At 38.4% G+C, this 19,500-nt stretch carries 20 protein-coding genes; 10 read left to right on the top strand and 10 right to left on the bottom strand.

Going from position 1 to position 19,500, the window contains the following annotated elements; genetic code table 11:
• Positions 1-106: 106 nt before the first annotated feature.
• On the top strand, positions 107-1,414 hold the full coding sequence (locus ACFPYN_RS04105; RefSeq protein ID WP_377732678.1) for an FAD-dependent oxidoreductase: 1,308 nt from the start codon (positions 107-109) through the stop codon (positions 1,412-1,414).
• Positions 1,415-1,486: 72 nt separating this feature from the next.
• Positions 1,487-2,482: a class I SAM-dependent methyltransferase gene (locus ACFPYN_RS04100; RefSeq protein ID WP_377732677.1), complete on the top strand. Its 996-nt coding sequence runs from the start codon at positions 1,487-1,489 to the stop codon at positions 2,480-2,482.
• Between the two features lie 19 nt (positions 2,483-2,501).
• On the opposite strand, the gene ACFPYN_RS04095 is transcribed toward ACFPYN_RS04100, so the two are convergent.
• Positions 2,502-2,723, bottom strand: a complete 222-nt coding sequence (locus ACFPYN_RS04095) for a DUF1128 domain-containing protein (RefSeq protein WP_377732676.1) — start codon at positions 2,721-2,723, stop codon at positions 2,502-2,504.
• 144 nt (positions 2,724-2,867) lie between these two features.
• Here ACFPYN_RS04095 and ACFPYN_RS04090 point away from each other — a divergent pair, with 144 nt between their 5' ends.
• Positions 2,868-3,278, top strand: coding sequence for a YtxH domain-containing protein (locus ACFPYN_RS04090; RefSeq protein ID WP_377732675.1), 411 nt, complete (start codon positions 2,868-2,870; stop codon positions 3,276-3,278).
• A gap of 16 nt (positions 3,279-3,294) precedes the next feature.
• Positions 3,295-4,275: a YihY/virulence factor BrkB family protein gene (locus ACFPYN_RS04085; RefSeq protein WP_377732674.1), complete on the top strand. Its 981-nt coding sequence runs from the start codon at positions 3,295-3,297 to the stop codon at positions 4,273-4,275.
• A 13-nt stretch (positions 4,276-4,288) separates the two neighbouring features.
• Here ACFPYN_RS04085 and ACFPYN_RS04080 read toward each other — a convergent pair whose 3' ends face one another.
• Positions 4,289-6,193 (bottom strand): heavy metal translocating P-type ATPase, encoded by a 1,905-nt coding sequence (locus tag ACFPYN_RS04080; protein ID WP_377732673.1) that lies wholly within the window; start codon positions 6,191-6,193, stop codon positions 4,289-4,291.
• A gap of 150 nt (positions 6,194-6,343) precedes the next feature.
• Positions 6,344-7,882, bottom strand: coding sequence for a fumarate hydratase (locus tag ACFPYN_RS04075; protein WP_377732672.1), 1,539 nt, complete (start codon positions 7,880-7,882; stop codon positions 6,344-6,346).
• Positions 7,883-7,998: 116 nt separating this feature from the next.
• Here ACFPYN_RS04075 and ACFPYN_RS04070 point away from each other — a divergent pair, with 116 nt between their 5' ends.
• The gene (locus ACFPYN_RS04070; RefSeq protein ID WP_377732671.1) at positions 7,999-8,133 is read left to right on the top strand and encodes a hypothetical protein; all 135 of its coding nucleotides are present in this window, start codon (positions 7,999-8,001) and stop codon (positions 8,131-8,133) included.
• 301 nt (positions 8,134-8,434) lie between these two features.
• Here the strand turns inward: ACFPYN_RS04070 and ACFPYN_RS04065 are convergent, their stop codons facing one another.
• Both ACFPYN_RS04065 and ACFPYN_RS04060 read right to left on the bottom strand, forming a co-directional pair.
• Positions 8,435-8,617, bottom strand: coding sequence for an SE1561 family protein (locus tag ACFPYN_RS04065; protein ID WP_108587800.1), 183 nt, complete (start codon positions 8,615-8,617; stop codon positions 8,435-8,437).
• 329 nt (positions 8,618-8,946) lie between these two features.
• Positions 8,947-9,330 (bottom strand): OsmC family protein, encoded by a 384-nt coding sequence (locus ACFPYN_RS04060; protein ID WP_377732670.1) that lies wholly within the window; start codon positions 9,328-9,330, stop codon positions 8,947-8,949.
• Positions 9,331-9,413: 83 nt separating this feature from the next.
• Between ACFPYN_RS04060 and ACFPYN_RS04055 the strand changes: the two genes are divergently transcribed.
• Entirely contained in the window at positions 9,414-10,592 is a 1,179-nt protein-coding gene (locus ACFPYN_RS04055) for an MFS transporter (protein WP_377732669.1), read from the top strand.
• 48 nt (positions 10,593-10,640) lie between these two features.
• Here ACFPYN_RS04055 and ypfJ read toward each other — a convergent pair whose 3' ends face one another.
• The 4 genes from ypfJ to ACFPYN_RS04035 form a co-directional block, all read right to left on the bottom strand.
• On the bottom strand, positions 10,641-11,495 hold the full coding sequence (ypfJ, locus tag ACFPYN_RS04050; protein ID WP_377732668.1) for a KPN_02809 family neutral zinc metallopeptidase: 855 nt from the start codon (positions 11,493-11,495) through the stop codon (positions 10,641-10,643).
• Positions 11,496-11,644: 149 nt separating this feature from the next.
• Entirely contained in the window at positions 11,645-13,024 is a 1,380-nt protein-coding gene (rlmD, locus tag ACFPYN_RS04045) for a 23S rRNA (uracil(1939)-C(5))-methyltransferase RlmD (RefSeq protein ID WP_377732667.1), read from the bottom strand.
• 52 nt (positions 13,025-13,076) lie between these two features.
• Positions 13,077-13,880: a polysaccharide deacetylase family protein gene (locus ACFPYN_RS04040; RefSeq protein ID WP_377732666.1), complete on the bottom strand. Its 804-nt coding sequence runs from the start codon at positions 13,878-13,880 to the stop codon at positions 13,077-13,079.
• Between the two features lie 48 nt (positions 13,881-13,928).
• The gene (locus tag ACFPYN_RS04035; RefSeq protein WP_377732665.1) at positions 13,929-14,828 is read right to left on the bottom strand and encodes a TIGR01777 family oxidoreductase; all 900 of its coding nucleotides are present in this window, start codon (positions 14,826-14,828) and stop codon (positions 13,929-13,931) included.
• A 122-nt stretch (positions 14,829-14,950) separates the two neighbouring features.
• Here ACFPYN_RS04035 and recX point away from each other — a divergent pair, with 122 nt between their 5' ends.
• From recX to ACFPYN_RS04020, 3 genes are read left to right on the top strand one after another with little or no spacing between them, the layout of a single operon-like run.
• Positions 14,951-15,763, top strand: a complete 813-nt coding sequence (recX, locus tag ACFPYN_RS04030; protein WP_377732664.1) for a recombination regulator RecX — start codon at positions 14,951-14,953, stop codon at positions 15,761-15,763.
• Entirely contained in the window at positions 15,753-16,085 is a 333-nt protein-coding gene (locus ACFPYN_RS04025; protein WP_377732663.1) for a YfhH family protein, read from the top strand. The genes recX and ACFPYN_RS04025 overlap by 11 nt, the downstream gene beginning before the upstream one ends.
• A gap of 13 nt (positions 16,086-16,098) precedes the next feature.
• Positions 16,099-16,371, top strand: coding sequence for a YfhJ family protein (locus tag ACFPYN_RS04020; RefSeq protein ID WP_377732889.1), 273 nt, complete (start codon positions 16,099-16,101; stop codon positions 16,369-16,371).
• A gap of 925 nt (positions 16,372-17,296) precedes the next feature.
• Here ACFPYN_RS04020 and ACFPYN_RS04015 read toward each other — a convergent pair.
• Complete coding sequence (locus tag ACFPYN_RS04015) at positions 17,297-18,277, bottom strand: metal-dependent hydrolase (protein ID WP_377732662.1); 981 nt, start codon at positions 18,275-18,277, stop codon at positions 17,297-17,299.
• A gap of 161 nt (positions 18,278-18,438) precedes the next feature.
• On the opposite strand from ACFPYN_RS04015, the gene mutY reads away from it, so the two are divergent.
• Positions 18,439-19,500, top strand: coding sequence for an A/G-specific adenine glycosylase (mutY, locus tag ACFPYN_RS04010; RefSeq protein ID WP_377732661.1), 1,062 nt, complete (start codon positions 18,439-18,441; stop codon positions 19,498-19,500).

Raw genomic sequence — 19,500 nt, 5'->3', positions numbered from 1 at the left:
ATAAAAGAAGAACACCGTTGGGAATTCACAACGGTGTTCTTCTTTTATACATTCAAACGTTTTATAAATGACTTTAAGAGGAACTTATAAAGAAGGAGGGATTCGTATGAAGACTGATGTATTCATCACCGGAGGCGGAATTGGGGGATTAACACTTGCATTGAAACTAGTCCGTGCTGGTATCGATGTTGTTATGGTTGAAAAGTTACCAGGAAAGCAACCCGTCTATAAAGGCGAGCTATTACAACCCAAAAGTATGCAAATCTTTGATGGGCTATTAGTTTACGATGAAGTTACATCGAATGCCCAAATTATTGAGATTCTTGATTTGATTGAACTGTCAAAAACGTTACATGTAAAAGACCAGTCATTTATGGATTACACCGTCATTCCTGGGAAATACAATGCAGCCTATATGATTCACCATGAAGTGTTGAAAAATATTATTCGCAAAAGAGCAGAAATCTACCCAAACTTTCATTATATAAATAGTGCATCGTGTAAAGGAATCGAACATGATAAAGCACTCGTTCAAAAAGGGAAAGACCAGTTTGAAGTTGAAGCCACATTTTTCATTGGTGCAGAAGGAAGGGCTTCTGTCACTCGACAAGCAATGGGCATAAAAGTGGAACCAATCAAATATAACCACCACTTCATTACTGTTACGTTTCCACGCCCATCAAACTTTGTGGGGGGGCAAATTTTCTCTAGTTACAATCGATTTCTAGGGTTATTTCCATTACCTGATAACCAGGTGCGTTCGGTCTATTTAATTCCTGCTGGGGAGTATAAAAGAATAAAAGAAAAGCCTATAGACCATTTTCATAAATTATACACAGACTTAGCTCCGGCTATCGATGGCTATGTACAAAAGCTAGAGGACTGGTCCAAAATCCAATTAATGATTCCCATCATGTATCATGCAGATACGTATGTAAAAGGCAATAAAGCCATAATAGGAGACGCTGCACATGCCGTACATCCGATGGCGGGAGAAGGAATGAATATGGCGATTCAAGACGCTGATATATTAGGTGAATTATTGGTAGATATGTACAAGTTGTCTGCCCTCAATGTGGAAAACTTAAAGCAGTACGAAAACGTTAGAAAAGTCCGTGCTGATTACTTAATTCATTTAAGTCATTTATCAGCACTTGCTTATTCATTTCCATTCCAGCCGGTCAGTTGGATTCGCAGCAAAACATTTGAAAGAATGGAGGAAGATCCCGTCCTGCATTTCAAGCAAATGCTAAATGTATCGGGACTTGGTATGTGGAAAGAATCAGTGCGAGATCGATTCATTCAAGGCGGGATGATGCCAACGAGAAAGAAAGATTTGCCTATTGAAAAGAAGGAAATGAAGTTGTTTTCTTCAGAAGACGACTACCCTTGGAAATGGAAAGGGCTTTTGTAGCACATCGAAAGGTTTACAACTCAAATCTAACGTGTATGTAAATAAGAGAATATAAAACGGGAGGGATAGGCAATGATTGATGTGATGAAAATGTTTACAGCGCGTATGTGGATGAAACGAAATGTCCCTTTTTTATATTCCTGGCATGCATATGTAGGATATGAACTCGATTTATTTAAAGCGTTTGAACGTGGTGTAACAGTAGCCGACGTGGCTGATGCATATCAAATAGATGAAGTACTGCTTAATCAATGGACGAATGTTGGAGTATCGATCGGTCATTTAAAACCAATGAGCCGCGAGCGATATAAAACAGGAGCCATGTGGAAGCTACCACGACCAAAAGACCAATCGTCTTCTGGTGTTATATTAAAAGAAATGATGGAATTACATATACCGAGTTTACTAGCGTATCCTGACATGATGCGAAACAAGACACGCAATCATTTTGATTCAGACAAACATGCAGATACAGTGGCTCAAACAAGTCGATTGCTAGAAGTCATAGCTTTACCAAAAATCGCGAAATTATTAAAAGGAAATGACAAGCAACTAGTGCTAGACATTGGTTGTGGAGAAGGCGGATATATTAAACGTCTTGCTGAACGCTTTCCTGAATCCCAGTTCGAAGGTATAGAGGTTAGTGAATCAGTTGCGAAAACAGCTGAGAAATTAACAGACTCGCTTGAAAATGTATCTATCGAACATAGTGATTTGTGGGACTATGAACCGCAACAGGCATACGACTTAATTTTAATGAATAACATTATTCACTACATCCCACCCGAAAAAAGACAAGAATTATTTGAAAAACTGGGTCAGTGGTTGAGTGATGATGGAATACTATCGGTTGTTACACCGATATCCGGTGGCCAAGATAGTCCACCGTTTGTCGCGGCATTTAATAGCTTTTTTCATTCATTTGAAAATCTGCATCCGCTACCTCAAAAAGAGCAATTGGAACAATGGGGAGAAGGCGCAAATCTAGAATTCTTAGGTATTCAAACAGTCATTCGTGAAGGAAGTTGGTACGTAGTGCAATATAAAAAGTCCTCTAGTATGAACTAGAGGACTTTATTTTACCTATTTATTTACGTAATGATCCTAGTTCCGAAGCGATGGCTTGCATTTCACTTGGGCTAAAAGTAGAACGTTTCTTTACCATGGAGTACAAATCAAGTAATTCTTCATACTGGGAATCATCAAAATGCTCCGATTTCATAGCATCTACATTGACCATACGAAGTTTTTCCTTTATTTGATCAATCATGTATTCAACATTTTCTTGAGATGGTTGAGTTAAGTTCATTTCCGATTCCTACCTTTCGAACAATTATAGTTAATCATTTCATGGTACAGAAAAATTGTCAAATCAAAGTAAGGATTTGTTTTAATATGTGAAGAGAAGGGTATATTAAAGCACATTGAATTTTAATCTTAGGAGGTTTTATTGATGAGTGAAAGTAAATTTGTAAAAGGTATGATTGTTGGAGCAATTACAGGTGCAGGATTAAGTTTATTAGATCGTGCAACGCGTGAAGATGTTAAGTATAAATTGAAAAATGTATCATATGATGTTAAATATTATTCGAAAAATCGTGAGGACTTGAAACTGAAAATACAAGAAACAGCAGATAAGTTTCAAACTGTATATAATCAGTTTACGCAAGATGCACAATATATTACTGGAAAAGTTGAAGAAATAAAAACGTTATCTCCACAAGTTAAAACGCTTGTTACAGATACGAAAGATGCATTTGTTCAGTCAAAAGAAGAATATAAAACCATTGTAAAAAATGAAGAAGATGATTTTGAGATGCCAGTTCTTCCTGAGCATGTGTATGATGAGAAAAAATTCTCTTAAGAAAAGGACTGATTAAATGGCTAACGATGAAAAACCTATTCAACCTAGAGGCAGCCAAAAACCCAGTTCCTCATCTGGATTCTTAAGTAAATTGAAATTGATGCAATTTAAAAAAAAGAAAAGCAAAGGTCCTGACTATCCTTTTGATGTAACATCGTCAAAAGGATTCTTTCAAGAATTATTAGCACGTATTCAATATGTCGATGTGACGGCATTGGGTGCACAACTTGCTTTCTTTTTCTTATTAGCACTGTTTCCACTGTTGATTTTTATGGTGACTTTGTTACCTTATTTAAATTTACAACAGGATATGCTATTTAGTATTTTACGTACATATGCACCTGAAGAAGTATATACACTTATTGATGGTACATTGGCCGAAGTATTGAACGATCGAAATGGTGGATTATTATCGGTGGGGATTCTAGCTACTATTTGGTCAGCATCTAACGGGATGAACGCACTGATCAAGTCACTCAATCGTTCTTACAGCCTCGAAGAAACTAGACCTTTCTTTATTGCAAGAGGCATTTCGGTAATTTTCACTCTATTGCTCATTACATTATTCGTCATTGCTTTAGTATTGCCTGTATTTGGTGAACAAATTGGTATATTCTTATTCTCGTATTTAGGATATGAACAAGGCTTTTTGACGGTCTGGAATAGTATTAGATGGACAATACCACCAGTTATGATTTTTGTGGTTTTCATGCTTCTATATTGGATAGCACCAAACCGTAAATTATACTTGAAGAGTGTCATTCCAGGAGCTATATTTGCTACATTAGGATGGATTCTAGTTTCACTAGGGTTTTCGATGTATGTTAGTAGTTTTGCTAATTACTCTGCAACTTATGGAAGTATTGGTGGAATTATTGTGCTAATGATGTGGTTATATTTCTCAGGAACTATTTTAATGGTTGGCGGGCAAATTAATGCCGTCATGCAAGAACGAAAAGAAAAATTAGCGATGAAAAAAGCAGGAGCCGTCATATAGACGCTCCTGCTTTTTATTTGATTTTAAGTAACCGTAAGCCATTTAAAATAACGAGAATCGTACTGCCTTCGTGCCCAATCACGCCAAGTGGTAAATTAATAATTTGAAAGAAATTACTAAAGATTAAAAGGACAATGACCGATATGGAGAAAATGACATTTTGTTTTACCACTCGATTCATCTTTCGAGACAATTGAATCGCATACGTAATACGTGATAAATCATCTTTCATAAGTACCACATCTGCAGTCTCCAGTGCTACGTCTGTGCCTTGACCCATAGCTATACCAAGAGTAGCAGTGGCTAAAGCTGGTGCATCATTAATACCATCTCCGACCATTCCAACATTTCCATATTTCGCTAGAAGCTCTTTCATATGTGTGACTTTTGTTTCTGGTAAACATTCAGCAATATAGTCATCTACACCTGCTTCTTCCGCAATTACTTTAGCCGTTCGTTCATTATCGCCAGTCAACATAATTGTATAAATACCTGCTTTTCGTAATAAAGAAATGGCTTCTTTAGATTCAAGTCGAACTGTGTCTTTAAGTGCAAGGACTGCAATAATTCCGTCTTGATCAGCAGCGAAAATGACTGTTTTTCCTTCGTTTTCTAAACGAAGAGCTACTTCATTGTGAAATGACATTGCCTCATCATATCCTACAAAACTAGGTTTCCCAACTTTCCATTCTGTCGAATTAATATCCGCTTTAATTCCCCAGCCTGGTACATCTTCCATTTGTGAAATAGGGAAGGTAGTGACACCCTTCGTCATGCCAAATGAAGTTATAGCTTGAGCCAGTGGATGTGTGGATTGGGATTCAATACTCGCTAAACTCGCTAATACAGTCTGTTCATCTAACCCAGCCCGAACGATGAAATCTGTTACGAGTGGCTTTCCTTTTGTAAGTGTCCCAGTCTTATCAAGGGCGATCGCTTTCATATTACCGATATTTTCTAAGTGGACTCCACCTTTAAATAACAAACCATTCTTTGCGCCGTTGGAAATGGCAGCAAGCGTAGCGGGCATAATGGAAGCGACTAGTGCACAAGGGGATGCCACAACTAGTAAAACCATTGCACGATAGAATGTAGTAGTCCAATCCCAATCAAATATAAAGTGGGGGAGGAACATCATTAATCCAACAGAAATAAGAACAATTTTTACATATTTCCCTTCGAACCGTTCAATAAATTGTTGTGTAGGTGATTTTTCGCTTTGAGCTGATTGAACAAGTTCAATAATTTTTTGAACTAACGATTCACTACTTGATTTTGTCATTTCAATTGTTAAAACGCCGTTTAAATTCACAGTTCCCGCAAATAAGCCGTCACCTGCGTGTTTTGAAACGGGAATAGATTCACCACTTATAGCCGCTTCATCAATAGAAGTACTCCCCGTAATGATTACGCCATCAACTGGTATACGCTCCCCGGGTTTGACAAGTAAACGACTGCCTACTTCTAAAGTATTAACTAGGACGCGGTTTGATTGTCCATTTGCATCAAGTAGCCATGCTTCTTCCGGTTGCAAATTCATCAAACTGGATAATTCTTTTTTACTTTTGTTCATCGTGTAAGTTTCAAGTGCACCACTTAAAGAAAAAATGAAAATAAGGATGGCACCTTCAGCCCAGTAGCCAATTATGGATGACCCTACTGCAGCAAAAATCATGAGTAACTCAACATTTAGCTCTCGTCGATGAATGGTATTTAAAATGCCTTCTTTGGCTTGCGCAAAGCCACCTATTAGGAAGGCGGCTAAATATAAAGCAATGGATAGAGCACTTTCTCCATCTCTGCCAATAAACCAAGCAGAAAGAATTAACACACCAGAGAAGAGGGCAGCCACCAATTCCATATGTGGCTTAATTCGATTGAAAATCGTTAAAGAATCCTGTTGTTTAGTTGCTTCCATTTTCTTTCCTCCTGATAATGATATTCAATATCATAAGCCTGTTAATATACGAAAAGCTGGCACTCCCAAGGGGAATACCAGCATTTCAATAATTGTTATTAATTTAGAATCATTATAACATAGGAGATTTATAGAATACAATTGATTAAATTATTTATAAACACGATCACTGTATTTCGCTAATTTTTCAAGAGAAGATTTATCGACGTCTGCATGTAAACTGTTGCCGTGAGAATCCATTGTAACGACCGCTGTGAAGTCTTCTACACGTAAATGCCACATTGCTTCAGGAATACCAAATTGCATCAAGTCAACGCCTTCTACGGCTTTAATACAATCTGCATAGTACTGAGCTGCTCCACCGATTGCGTTTAAGTAGACACCGCCGTGTTCATTAAGCGCAGCAAGTGTTTTTGGTCCCATGCCGCCTTTACCCATTACCGCACGAATACCGAATTTTTTCATGATGTCGCCTTGATAGGGCTCTTCACGAATCGACGTAGTAGGGCCAGCAGCTTTAATATGGTAAGTACCATCTTCGTCTTTTACTACAACTGGACCACAGTGATAAATGATTTGTCCGTTTAAATCAAGTGGTGCATCATGTTCTGACAAGTATTTATGAATTGCGTCGCGACCTGTGTACATCATTCCACTAATTTTGACGACATCGCCAACTTGTAATTTGCGGATTTCTTCTTCACTAATTGGCGCACGAAGTTCAACGATTCGTGTAGAAGCTTCTTCAGCTGATTTGTCTGCATCATCTTTGAATTCCACTTTTTCACCTTCTTGGTATTGCCATTCGTTGATTTCGCCGGTTGTCGGGTTAATGTTAATTGCTAAACGACGGTAAGCCCAACAGTTATAAGCAACTGAAACAAAGAAGCTCGCTGGGATTCGGTGCATGACACCAATCTTACAACCAAGTAAAGTAGCTTCTCCACCAAAGCCCATTGTGCCAATGCCAAGTGTGTTTGCCTTTTCAACAATATATTCTTCAAGTTCAGCAAGTTGTGCATGTGAATTCACATCGTCTACTGAACGGAATAATTGTTCTTTTGCTAAATCATATCCAGAGGCACGATCGCCACCAATTCCTACACCAATAAATCCAGCTGAACAACCTTGTCCTTGTGCTTGATAGACGGAGTGAAGAATACATTTACGAATGCCATCTAAGTCACGGCCTGCACGACCAATTCCTTCAAGTTCAGCAGGAAGGCTGTATTGAATGTTTTTGTTTTCACAACCGCCGCCTTTAAGAATGAGCTTCATTTCTATGTAATCCTTTTCCCATTGTTCAAACTTTACAACTGGAACGCCTTCACCTAAGTTGTCACCACTGTTTTCGCCTGTTAACGAATCAACAGCATTTGGTCGCAATTTAGCGTTTTTCGTAGCTGTCACAATGGCACGTTTGATAGCCGCTTTAATTTCTAATTGGTTAACGCCAATTGGTGTTTTGATTTTAAATGTTGGCATCCCTGTATCCTGACAAATAGGGGAGACATTATCGTCAGCCATTTGAATATTCGTTGTGATGGTATCTAAACTCATCGCTGAACGAGTTCCAGCGTTCTCAGCCGCTTTGGCTTTGCTAACTGCACGACGTACATCTTTCGGCAAATTCGTAGATGTTTCAGTAATTAAATCATATATGCTTTTTTCTAATGTTTCTAAATACATGTGAGTTAAACCCCTTTTCATACAATACTTTAATCTATCCACTCACCATTATACTCTTTTCATGATGTGAAAAAAAGAAATGGTTATCATCGTGCAAAGCGGGAAGAGGATACGACTTGTGTACGTCTCAAACGGGATCATGTACATGTGGAAGCGAATGGACGGAAATTGAGTTGAATGGACGGAAAAGGTCTGCGAGTGGACAACAATCACATGCGAGTGGACAACAAGTGTCTACGAATGGACGATAATCACATGCGAGTGGACAACAAGTGTCTGCGAGTGGACGACAGTCACTTACAAGTGGACGAATTAATTTGGAACAGGCCAAGTAAGCATTTTAATTGAGTGGAATTATTGTGAGTTAGTTCCACCTTGAGGTGAATGGGCGGAAACAGTTCGTAGTTGGTCGGAAACCGTCTAAAGTTGGTCGAAAACAAATTTAGTTGGTCGGGAACAGTCTAAAGTTGGTCGAAAACCACATTAAAATGGTCGGAAACTTTCCACCATAGAAAAAGAGAGCACCATGGAGGCGCCCTCTAATTCAATCACTTATTTAGATTTTTTAAATTGTTCCATTTTAAGTTCTAAATCATCCATCATTGCAATTAAACGATCAATATCTTCAAGTTTAGTCGTTTCTGGTTCAATTGAATCTAATACTTCTAAGAAAATGTGTAGACGTTCTTTTAAGTATGTAACTTGTTGGTCATTGTCCGATATAGACTTGCCCATTTGAGACACCTCGCTTTACCTTTCCATCGTAGCCCATTTTTCGACATATTTCAACTTTAAGTAGGACTTTAGAAATATTTTATAATTAATTGTATTTTGAATATTTACAAAAGTCAGTTAACGTGATAAAGTAAACTTACTTCAACAAGAGAGGGGAGGCCGTAGTGAATAGTCGAAACCATTTAACCATTTAGAAGGAGGGGGTTCGAATATTTCACCGGCACAACAGCCGTGAATCGATATATGGATACTCAATTGGATATAAGTAATATTTAGAAGGCTCAGCCAATTATCTGTTCGCAGATCATAGACTGAGCCTTTGACATTGTCTAAACAAGTTCAAATGTTTCAATGACTTCCATAGATTGATCAACAGAACGAACCATTGAACAATTTTTCATCGTCACAATCATCGCACGTTCCATTTTAGCTGCATCGAGATTCGTGCCCTTAAGTTTAAAATGCATATGCACTTTTTCGAGTTTACTCGCTTCTTCAGGATTTCGTATCACTTCTAATACATTGATCTCCATTTCCTCAATTGGCATACGCATTTTCTCGCAAACTTTTCGAAGGACACCACCACTACAACCCACTAAAGACGAAACCAATAGTTGATAAGGTCTAAATCCTTTTGTTTCGTCACCAGAAATCGTTAGGGTTCCAAAATCTAAAGCTGTTTCAAAACCATTTTCAGTCATTACATATTTCAACTTGAATCCCTCCTTTATGGTAGAATTGTACCGAAACTTTGTTGAAATGAACATGATTTCAACTTGTATTTAGGAGGGCCACCATGAATCAATTTACAGCCTTAGAGAAAAGAAGATTTTGGATTTTAGTTGCAATCGTGTCCATCTCTGGTTTTTCACAAGGGATGTTGTTACCACTTATCTCTGTTATTTTCGAACAAGATGGACTTTCTTCATCTTTGAACGGATTGAATGCAACTGGGTTATACATAGGTACGCTTCTCATATCGCCATTTATGGAGCAGCCTCTTCGAAGGTTTGGTTATAAACCAATCATCATTGTCGGAGGGTTGTTAGTTTTTGTTTCATTGTTATTATTTCCATTATGGAAAAGCGTTGTATTCTGGTTTATTTTAAGGTTGTTTATCGGAATAGGTGACCACGCACTTCATTTTTCGACACAAACTTGGATTACAAGTTTTTCACCACATGAACGATTAGGGCGAAATATTGCGTTGTACGGATTATCTTTTGGTATTGGATTTGCTGCTGGACCGTTGTTTTTGCCGCTCGTATCTATTTATGAAGGGTTACCCTTTATTGTATCCGGTATTTTATGTCTAGCTGCATGGTCACTTGTGTTTTTTATTGATAATGATTTTCCTGGACATATGCATGAAACATCGACGATGCGAGGGACGTGGGCACGTTTTGGTGCAACCATTGGATTTGCGTGGGTTGCATTTATTCCACCGTTTAGTTACGGTTTTTTGGAGTCTAGTTTACATGCCATTTTCCCAGTCTATGCCCTTCGAAATGATTTCGATTTGTCGATGGTATCTATTGTATTAGCGGCATTTTCAACAGGTGGGATCCTGTCGCAGTTACCTTTGGGTGCTTTAAGTGATCGAATCGGACGAAGAAAAGTAGTACTGTTTGCGTTGTTTGGTGGAGCTTTTTCGTTTAGTATCGCAGCACTTCTTGAACATGATTTTTGGACACTTGTTTTTGCATTTCTTTTAGCGGGTTTGTTTGTGGGTTCAACGTTCTCTCTTGGTATTTCGTATATGACCGATTTGACCCCAAAAGCATTATTGCCAACAGGAAATTTATTATGTGGAATTTTCTTTAGTATTGGCAGTTTAACTGGACCGTTTATGGGTGGAGTCTTTTTACAATTTTTTGAGGGCTTAAGCTTTTTGTGGCTGGTGTCGTTATTTTTGTTGTCGTTAAGTTTATTGAGTTTAATAAAGCCAAAAAAACAGCAAGTACAATCGACGTGACAATCGACTGTGCTTGCTGTTTTATTTTTAGGGATTGTTGCAACCAAATTATAAATCTTTAGTTTTAAAGGTATCTCCACCTTCAATGGTTCCGGACTCATAGCCTTTTTTAAACCAACGCATACGTTGTTCAGAAGTACCGTGAGTAAAGCTGTCTGGAACGACATGGCCTTGCGTTTTCTTCTGAATATTGTCATCGCCAACAGCACTTGCAGCAGTAATGGCTTCTTCAACGTCGCCTACTTCTAGATAACCTTGCCCCTCTGCATAATGAGCAAAGACACCAGCATAGTAATCAGCCTGTAGTTCAAGTCGGACTAAGTATTTATTGAATTCTTCCTCACTCATTTGATTGCGTAGTGCCATTACTTCTTTGTTGGTACCAAGTAATGTCTGAACATGATGTCCTACTTCGTGTGCAATTACATAAGCCATTGCGAAGTCACCAGGTGCTTCGAATTTTTTATTGAGCTCATCATAGAAGCTTAGGTCAATGTAAAGCTTATAATCGCCAGGACAGTAGAATGGACCTACTGCAGAACCAGCTGTTCCGCAAGCTGATTGAACTTGATCTGTGTATAACACCATAGTCGGTTCTTGATATTCAGATCCTTTTTCTTTGAATAACTCAGTCCATACTTCTTCTGTATCCGCAAGAACGACGGAGACGAATTGAGACAGCTCTTTTTCATCTTTTGATTCTTCATAGGGAGCAGAATTATTGGTATCGGTACCTTGAATATTGTTCAGTATATCGCCAGTATTTCCACCGCCTAATAAGGTCATGATGATGACGATGACTAACCCAATACCACCACCAGCAATCCCAATACCCCCAGCGCCAATTCCTTTACCTCGACGATCTTCTACGTTAGTACTTTGCCCTCGACCCTTCCACTTCATGACAATTCCTCCATCTATCAAAATATCCTTTTTAAAATAATAATTACTTATTGTCGTTATTCCCTACAATTAAAAATAATAATCCTCTATTTGAAACAAAAAGAAAAAGCATGCTCGAATGAACATGCTCAGAGAATTCGTGACGATATTTAAAGCGTTTTTCTCACTAAAAGTGTGACACTTTCAATTTGTGCAGTTTGAGGGAACATATCAACTGGTTGAATGTATTGAATGTCGTATACTTTACGCAACTGACTCAAATCTTTTGCTAATGTCGATGGATTACATGATGTGTAGACAAAGCGTTTTGGTCGTACATTTAATATTGTTTTTAACAAACTATCTGCTAAACCAGTTCGTGGAGGATCTACTGTTAATACATCCGGCACAAAACCTTCACGGCTCCATGTTGCAAGCCATTCTTCAGCTGTTCCTGTTTCGTAAGTAGTATGTGTAAAACCGTGATTTTCCGCATTTTTCTTAGCATCAAAAATACTATCCCCAACGATGTCCATACCGCGAATTTCCTTCGCGTCCTTAGCTAACCAAAGACCAATTGTACCAACACCACAATATGCATCGACAACTGTTTCTTGTCCAGTTAATGCAGCAGCAGACTTAATTTCGTTATATAAACGAACAGTTTGTGTAGGGTTTAGTTGGAAAAAGGCACGTGCTGATAAATCAAAAGAAAATTCACCTAATTCTTCGTGCAACGTTTTTTTGCCATGAAGCACAATTGTACGCTCTCCGAAAATTAAAGAAGTTTGCTTTGAATTAACATTTTGAACAATCGATACTACTGCTGGATCAATGGCAATTAGTTTATCAATGAGTTGCTGACGTTTCGGCATTTCGGCAAGAGTTGTGACGAGTACAAGCTGGATTTCTCCAGTTTGAATACCAGTTCGGACAACAATTGTTTTTACTAAACCATTGTTTGTTTCTTCATCATAAATCGGGATTTTTAGCTTTTCAAGAATGCGTTTCACGGCATTCGTAATACGTGTTGTGTTCGGGTGTTGGACGATACATTCATTAATATTTAACAACTCATGTGTACCTTCTGCATAAAGACCAGCATGAACTCTGTCTCCAGCTTTACGTACTTGGAATTGGCTTTTATTACGATATTCCCATGGGTTCTCCATGCCTATTGTTGCGCGAACATCAATGTTTGGTGCAATATCTTTTACATAGCGTTCAAGAGATTGCATAATCATATCGCGTTTTTCGATTAACTGCTGTTGGTAAGTCATATGTTGCAATTGACATCCACCACATGCTTCATATACAACGCAAGGTGCTACTTGACGGTGAGGCGATGCTTTGCGAATCTGTAGGATGCTTGCTTCAGCAAAATTACTTTTAACGACTTGTACTTGTGCAGTTACTTCTTCGCCTGGTAATGCGCCTTTAACGAAGACCACATTGCGTTTAAAGTACCCAATGCCTTCTCCGTTAATTCCTAGGCGTTTAATTGTTAATGGGAATTTTTGACCTACTTCTATCATTGATTGTTGTGACAAAATGTATCCACGTCCTTTACTACTGTTGACTATAGTATATAGGACAGACGTCTTAATGGAAAGACAACGGGAGTTCACTTGTCTCATTAACTAATGCGTCTAAGGATGAGAATGTATATCCTTTGGCTTTGGCATCTCGAATAAAGTCAGGCAAAGCAGCTGCATTATCAGGGGAGACCGTGTGCATCAATATGATGGCACCGGGATGAATTTGATTCATCAAGTGGTTGTAAGCGTAGGCTTTTCCTAGAGGGCGGTTTGCATGCCAATCAACAAATGCTACCGACCAAAACATATGACGATAACCAAGTTCATTTCCATAGGCAAGTAAATTTTCGCTAAAAACACCTTCAGGAGGACGCACAAAACGCGTTTTACTAACGTCTGTTTTTTCAGCTAATAACTGATCAAATTTATCCCACTCTTCTTTCATTCGAGCTTCTGATAAATTGGCCATGTTCGGGTGTCCGTAAGAATGATTTCCGATTTCATGACCTTCCTTAATCATTCGATTAACTAAATCCGTAGCACTTTCAACGTAATGACCTGTGAGAAAAAAAGTGCCTTTCACTTTTTCTTTTTTTAAGGTATCTAAAATGGGAGCGGTATAGCCATTTTCGTAGCCATTATCGAACGTCAAGTATAAGATTTTTTCATCCGGAGAACCTTTATAAAAAGCACCATATTTTTTTAAGAGTACATCAAAGGCGCTACCAGCTTGTGCTTGTTTTTCTTCAGAGCCTTTCTTAAATCCCCAGTTCAGTGATTCAGCTTCCACTTGAAATGGATTTAATAAAATACCCAAGGTTAAAATTACACATGAAACTACGATGCCTAAAGTATGTTTTATCCACATAAAAACGCAACCTTTCTTTTTACGATAGGTTGCGTTTTCTAGAAGATCTTATGCATAAATGTTTTTGAGTGCTTTTTGTAAATCTGGATAAGTAAATTTAAAGCCATGTGTTAATAACTTATCAGGCATAACACGTTGGCCTTCTAGTACTAATTGACTTTTGTCTCCGAGTGCGAGCTTTAATGCAAAGGAGGGAACAGGTAACCAATGTGGACGGTGCAATACTTCTCCTAAGATTTTACCGAACTCAGTCATTTGTTTTGGATCTGGTGACGTAACATTAAAGGGACCTTTAAAATCATCATTCTCTATTGCATAAAGCAAGGCTTTGGCAACGTCTGATACGTGAACCCAGGATACCCATTGATTTCCTGAACCGACTTTTCCGCCAACACCCATTTTATATGGCATAGCCATTAGAGGAAGAGCGCCTTGATCCTTGCCAAGAATAATTCCAAAGCGCCCATAAGCTACTCGAGTTCCAAATTTTTCTGCTTCTGAGGCTTTTTTCTCCCAATCTTCAACCGTTTTTGCAAGGAAGTCTGAACCGCGAGAGAAAGATTCTTCTGTATACGTCGCCTGTTCAGAAGGGGGATAAATACCAATGGCACTTGCATTTACAAGAACAGTTGGTTTTTTTGAAACGGTCCCAAAAATACGCAGAACTTCATCTGTTGCTTTCATTCGACTATCATAAATTTTCTGTTTTTGTTCTTCAGTCCATCGACCTTCATTAATTGACGCACCGGCTAAATTAATCCAAGCATCAACGCCATTCAGCTGATCCTCAGGTTTAGCTCCGTCTACAAGCCATTTCACCATATGTACGGAATCATTTGACGCTTTAGGAGAACGTGTCAAAATGTATACTTCGTGTCCATTATCGGTTAATTGTTTTGTAATCTCCTGTCCAACAAAACCGCTTCCACCCGTTATCGCAACTTTCATGTTTGTTCCTCCTCTAATAGTAGATTGTATTTGTATAGTACCCGTTCTTTAGTAAGTGTACTCAAATGAATGTGCCATCAATAATGTGTATACTTATTAAGTAGAGAATATGAGGTGAGATAGTGGTAATAATCACAAAAATAGCACGTCAAAAAAATAATCCCGAACGTTATAACATTTATATAGAGGAAAAATATGCGTTTGCAGTAGATGAATCACTGTTAGTGAAATACCAATTATCAAAAGGCAAAGATCTGGAAGACTTTGAGCGCGATGAAATTGTTTTTGACGATGAAGTCCGAAAAGCATTTAATAAAGCCCTTGATTATTTAAGCTTTCGCATGCGTAGCGAATATGAAGTGAAAAAGAAATTGCTTGATGCAGAATACGGTGAAGCTGTTGTTTTGGAAGCTATTCAAAAATTATACCATTTAGGGTTTTTAAATGACGAATCGTTTTCAAAGGCTTTGCTTGAGACTCAAAAGAAGACAAGCAAAAAGGGACCTCGTGCCATTCAACAGGAATTAAGGAATAAAGGGATCGAAAAATCGCTACAAGAGGAAGTGCTCAAAACGTATACTGAAGATGATCAAACTGAAGTAGCACAAGGATTGGCTGAGAAAATTGCCAACCAACAATCATCTAAAACACCAAGACAAGTAAAACAAAAAATTCAGGATACCTTATTGCGCAAAGGATACTCGTATGCGATTATAAGCAAAGTAATTGAGGGAATTGAATTTGAAACAGAGCAAGATGAGTGGGAAGAAATGATCGCTGATCAAGGAGACAAGATTTGGCGGAAAGTTTCTGTGAAATTCACAGGTTATGATCGTAAGAATAGAGTTAAACAAGCCCTGTATTTAAAAGGGTTTCCATCTGAACAAATCGAAATGTTTATTGAGAAAAAGGAGTTAGAAGAAGATGGCGATTGAAAAAAAGTACAGCCAAATGATTGAATCAGAGTTGAGACAAGAAATTGCTAATTTGCTTGAAAAAGCAAGAAAAGCTAGTCAACTTGGCTATGTAAATGAATATGCCGTGTTGGAGCGGAAAGCGATTATGGCACAAGCTTATTTAGTCGATCCCGCACAGTTTGTTCCTGGTGAAGTATATCGAATAGAAGGAGATCCAGGCGTGTTTTTCCAAGTAGATTATTTAAAAGGTCGTTTTGCTTGGGGATATCGTATGGGTGGAGAGAAATTTGCTGAGGCATTACCAATCTCCATGTTGAAATCATTAAAGGAGGGTAAATAATATGACCGAAAAAATTGAAGAACGAATTGAGCAATTAATAGAAGAACTTGCTGCAAAAAATGAAGCACTGTCTGCTTCTAAAGCACGCGTATGGGTTGAATTATTATGGTCTGACTTTGAATCATCATATGCAAAAGCGGGATATGATTATAAAGGTGCCGAGGTTGCAGAAAAGGTAATTCGTCAATGGATTAATAGCTACGGCGATCGCATACATGAGTTTGCTGGAAATAATCCGAAATATGCTCATTTACTAAAAAATGATGATGATGATTTAATTCAATAGCAGTGTATTTGTAGTCCTTTTTAGAGTGTGAAATATGTTGATTTCTGTTGCGGTGGATGCTTTCCGCGGGCACGACTTCAGCCGCTTCCCTCGTGATGCTCAGTCCAGGGACTTCAGTTCGTGCTGAATCCGCTGAAGTCGCCGCCTTTACTACAATTAATAAACTGTTATTTAACATAAGCAATAAAAAGTACACGACCGTGTAGAAAAAATGTTGATTTCCATTGCGGCGGACGCTTTCCGCGGGCACGACTTCAGCCGCTTCCTTCGCGATGCTCAGTCCAGGGTCTTCAGTTCGTGCTGATTCCGCTGGAGTCGCCGCCTCCATTCCAATCAACAAAAATCCCTGTAAATATAAATGTAATATAGAGGCTTTTTGCGGCAAACAAGGCACAAATGCTCTTTCGATAGTATCAAGAGTACTAAAAGCTAGGGAATATGCGACTCTGCGTAAAACGGGGTTTATTGACACCCATGCTGAGGAACGAGTGAGAAGCCTTGCCTGTTCGCCCGTGGTAAGGAAGCCAATACCCGCTTTTATGTGTAAGATAGATGTTGTTTAGCATCCCATTTGTGATAGTCAAAAATGCTCTCTTTTTTCTGTACCTACATTTGAAAATGTAACCATTTATTATTGTCTGTTTTGCACATGATGAACTTAAGGTTGATTGCAGTGGAAGACGGCGAGAAAAACATGTGCTCCTGCGCTTACTCGTCGCAAAGATATTGGACGAATTGACAGTTCGTCCAATATCTTTCCAGCGGGAATAGCATGAGCTGAAGACCCCGCAGACGAGCTTGCTCGTCGAGGAGGCTGAGGCCATGCCCGCGGAAAGCGTCCGTCTGAAATGGAAATCAGCTTTCACTAAAAATAAAAAAGGAACTGCCCTTAGTCATATTTTATGACTTTTAGGACAGTTCTCTTTTAATTTGGCATAAAGTCTAATTTTTTATGAAGCTTGTCTTCACTGAAAATCCAACCTGTATAGGAATTAAGAATTTCCAACTCTTCATTTAAATGAGCAACAGCAACAAATGGATAATAATCGTTACTACGGTAGCGTAAATCGATTAAGCGCACTTCGTAAACATGTTCATGTTCCGTGATTTCCCAACGATAAATCGGTGAGAATGAAATAAATGCTTGCAAATTTTTATCTTTTAAAGCAGCTTTTACAAGTGGTGAATCTGGAATTTCCTTGCGCTCAAAGCGATCATAAATATTGATTGAACGACCATATGCTCGTCCTACATAATGATGCGTTGGTGAAATTGCGGCAATCCGCCACTGGAAAAATCTAATCGTTGGTGCAATGATGATTTCTTCAGCACTCGGAATTGTATTCCTAACAGCATGTCTAACGGCGTGTTGGACAGCAAATCTGAGTAGATAATAGACGAATATGATTCCATACATTAACAGTATGGTGAAGACTGGATCAGCTCCGAATGCCCAAAATAGCAGGGCGACAATGTGTAATCCAAAAATAATCGGGTCAAATGTGTTTATTACCCCAAGCGCTACCCACTTAGAAGAAAACGGTCTAAGAGCTTGTGTGCCGTATGAATTGAAAATGTCGACGAATACATGCAAGAATACGGCTAAAAACGTCCATAACCATAAATGCAGTAAATCTGCACCTGGTATGATTAAATGGAGCACCCCTGCAATCCCAAGTGGCCATAATAATACAGCCGGAATGGAATGGGTAATGCCGCGATGGTGGCGAATGTATACGGCGTTATTTCGTAATTTTAATACTGTATCAACGTCAGGGGCTTGTGAACCAATGATGGTTCCGGCTATAACTGCTGTTGCTGTCATTGAATGGTTAGCAACGACTGGATCAATCATAGCAAGTCCGCCTAAAGCAATTCCCATTACTATATGAGTACCTGTATCCAACTGTCTCAACTCCTTCGAACGGAGATTGTCCGAATAATTTTGTTCATCATAAGATATTTTTGTTAAAATAACAACGGGTTAGACTTTATAGTATGATTACTCTCTTCAGTTTGGTATACCCGAAATGTATAGGGAGTAATCAACAGAATTTAGGTGAAAAAATGAGTGAATTCAATAAAATCACATTTCGAAAGTCTTTAATTGAATGGTATCTTGAAGAAAAGCGTAATCTACCTTGGCGAGAGACTTCAGACCCCTATAAAATTTGGGTATCTGAAATCATGCTGCAACAAACGAGGGTAGACACAGTTATTCCATATTATAATCGCTTTATTGATGCTTTTCCTAGCATGGAAGAGTTAGCAAGTGCTGATGAAGAAAAACTCTTGAAGCAGTGGGAAGGACTAGGTTACTACTCACGTGCTAGAAATTTACAAGCAGGTGTAAGGGAAGTAGTTGAAAACTACAACAGTGTTGTACCACAGACAAGAGAAGAAATATCAACATTAAAAGGTGTAGGACCTTATACAGCTGGGGCAATTTTGAGTATTGCTTACGGCAGACCTGAACATGCAGTGGATGGCAATGTAATGCGTGTCTTGTCACGAGTACTTCTTATTAAAGAAGATATTGCAAAACCAAAAACTAGAAAAATTTTTGAACAAGCTGTCTCAGAAATCATCGATGTGCAAGACCCATCTTCATTCAACCAAGGGTTAATGGAGTTAGGTGCAGTTATATGTACTCCGACTTCTCCGAAATGTTTATTATGCCCAGTGCGTGAAAATTGTTCTGCTTTCTTCGCAGGGGAACAAAATGATTTACCTATTAAAACAAAAAATAAAAAAACAAAAGCGTTACACTATGATATCTATGTTGCCCAAAATGAGCACAAACAATTTCTAATGGAAAAAAGACCCGAAACAGGTCTTTTAGCGAATATGTATCAGTTCCCTATGATTGAACACGCATTAAAAGAAATGGATACCATTCTATTATTACAAGAACGTTATGCTATACATTTTTCAAAAGAAATTGATTTAGGTACTTTTAAACATGTCTTTTCTCATTTAACATGGGAAATGAACTGTTTTGTTGGACATGCAGTTGGAGAAAGCCAATTAGACACATGCAAATGGTTAACTATAGAAGAAATAAAAGAAGTACCAATGCCTGTTCCGATGTTAAAAATATGGAAGGCATACATTGAAAGGGGAAATTAA

It is taken from the genome of Paenisporosarcina macmurdoensis (genome assembly GCF_042658845.1).
Taxonomy (GTDB): domain Bacteria; phylum Bacillota; class Bacilli; order Bacillales_A; family Planococcaceae; genus Paenisporosarcina; species Paenisporosarcina macmurdoensis.
Note: the sequence above shows the minus strand (reverse complement) of the source record. Positions and strands in the feature narration are given on the sequence as shown.

Excerpts from the sequence above, each read along its gene's own strand:
- ACFPYN_RS04100 (WP_377732677.1), top strand. The coding sequence starts at position 1,487 with ATGATTGATGTGATGAAAATGTTTACAGCGCGTATGTGGATGAAACGA.
- ACFPYN_RS04105 (WP_377732678.1), top strand. The coding sequence starts at position 107 with ATGAAGACTGATGTATTCATCACCGGAGGCGGAATTGGGGGATTAACA.
- ypfJ (WP_377732668.1), bottom strand. The coding sequence starts at position 11,495 with ATGAAGTGGAAGGGTCGAGGGCAAAGTACTAACGTAGAAGATCGTCGA.
- ACFPYN_RS04095 (WP_377732676.1), bottom strand. The coding sequence starts at position 2,723 with ATGAACTTAACTCAACCATCTCAAGAAAATGTTGAATACATGATTGAT.
- ACFPYN_RS04085 (WP_377732674.1), top strand. The coding sequence starts at position 3,295 with ATGGCTAACGATGAAAAACCTATTCAACCTAGAGGCAGCCAAAAACCC.
- mutY (WP_377732661.1), top strand. The coding sequence starts at position 18,439 with ATGAGTGAATTCAATAAAATCACATTTCGAAAGTCTTTAATTGAATGG.
- ACFPYN_RS04025 (WP_377732663.1), top strand. The coding sequence starts at position 15,753 with ATGGCGATTGAAAAAAAGTACAGCCAAATGATTGAATCAGAGTTGAGA.
- ACFPYN_RS04065 (WP_108587800.1), bottom strand. The coding sequence starts at position 8,617 with ATGGGCAAGTCTATATCGGACAATGACCAACAAGTTACATACTTAAAA.
- ACFPYN_RS04090 (WP_377732675.1), top strand. The coding sequence starts at position 2,868 with ATGAGTGAAAGTAAATTTGTAAAAGGTATGATTGTTGGAGCAATTACA.
- ACFPYN_RS04055 (WP_377732669.1), top strand. The coding sequence starts at position 9,414 with ATGAATCAATTTACAGCCTTAGAGAAAAGAAGATTTTGGATTTTAGTT.
- ACFPYN_RS04075 (WP_377732672.1), bottom strand. The coding sequence starts at position 7,882 with ATGTATTTAGAAACATTAGAAAAAAGCATATATGATTTAATTACTGAA.
- ACFPYN_RS04040 (WP_377732666.1), bottom strand. The coding sequence starts at position 13,880 with ATGTGGATAAAACATACTTTAGGCATCGTAGTTTCATGTGTAATTTTA.
- ACFPYN_RS04080 (WP_377732673.1), bottom strand. The coding sequence starts at position 6,193 with ATGGAAGCAACTAAACAACAGGATTCTTTAACGATTTTCAATCGAATT.
- ACFPYN_RS04035 (WP_377732665.1), bottom strand. The coding sequence starts at position 14,828 with ATGAAAGTTGCGATAACGGGTGGAAGCGGTTTTGTTGGACAGGAGATT.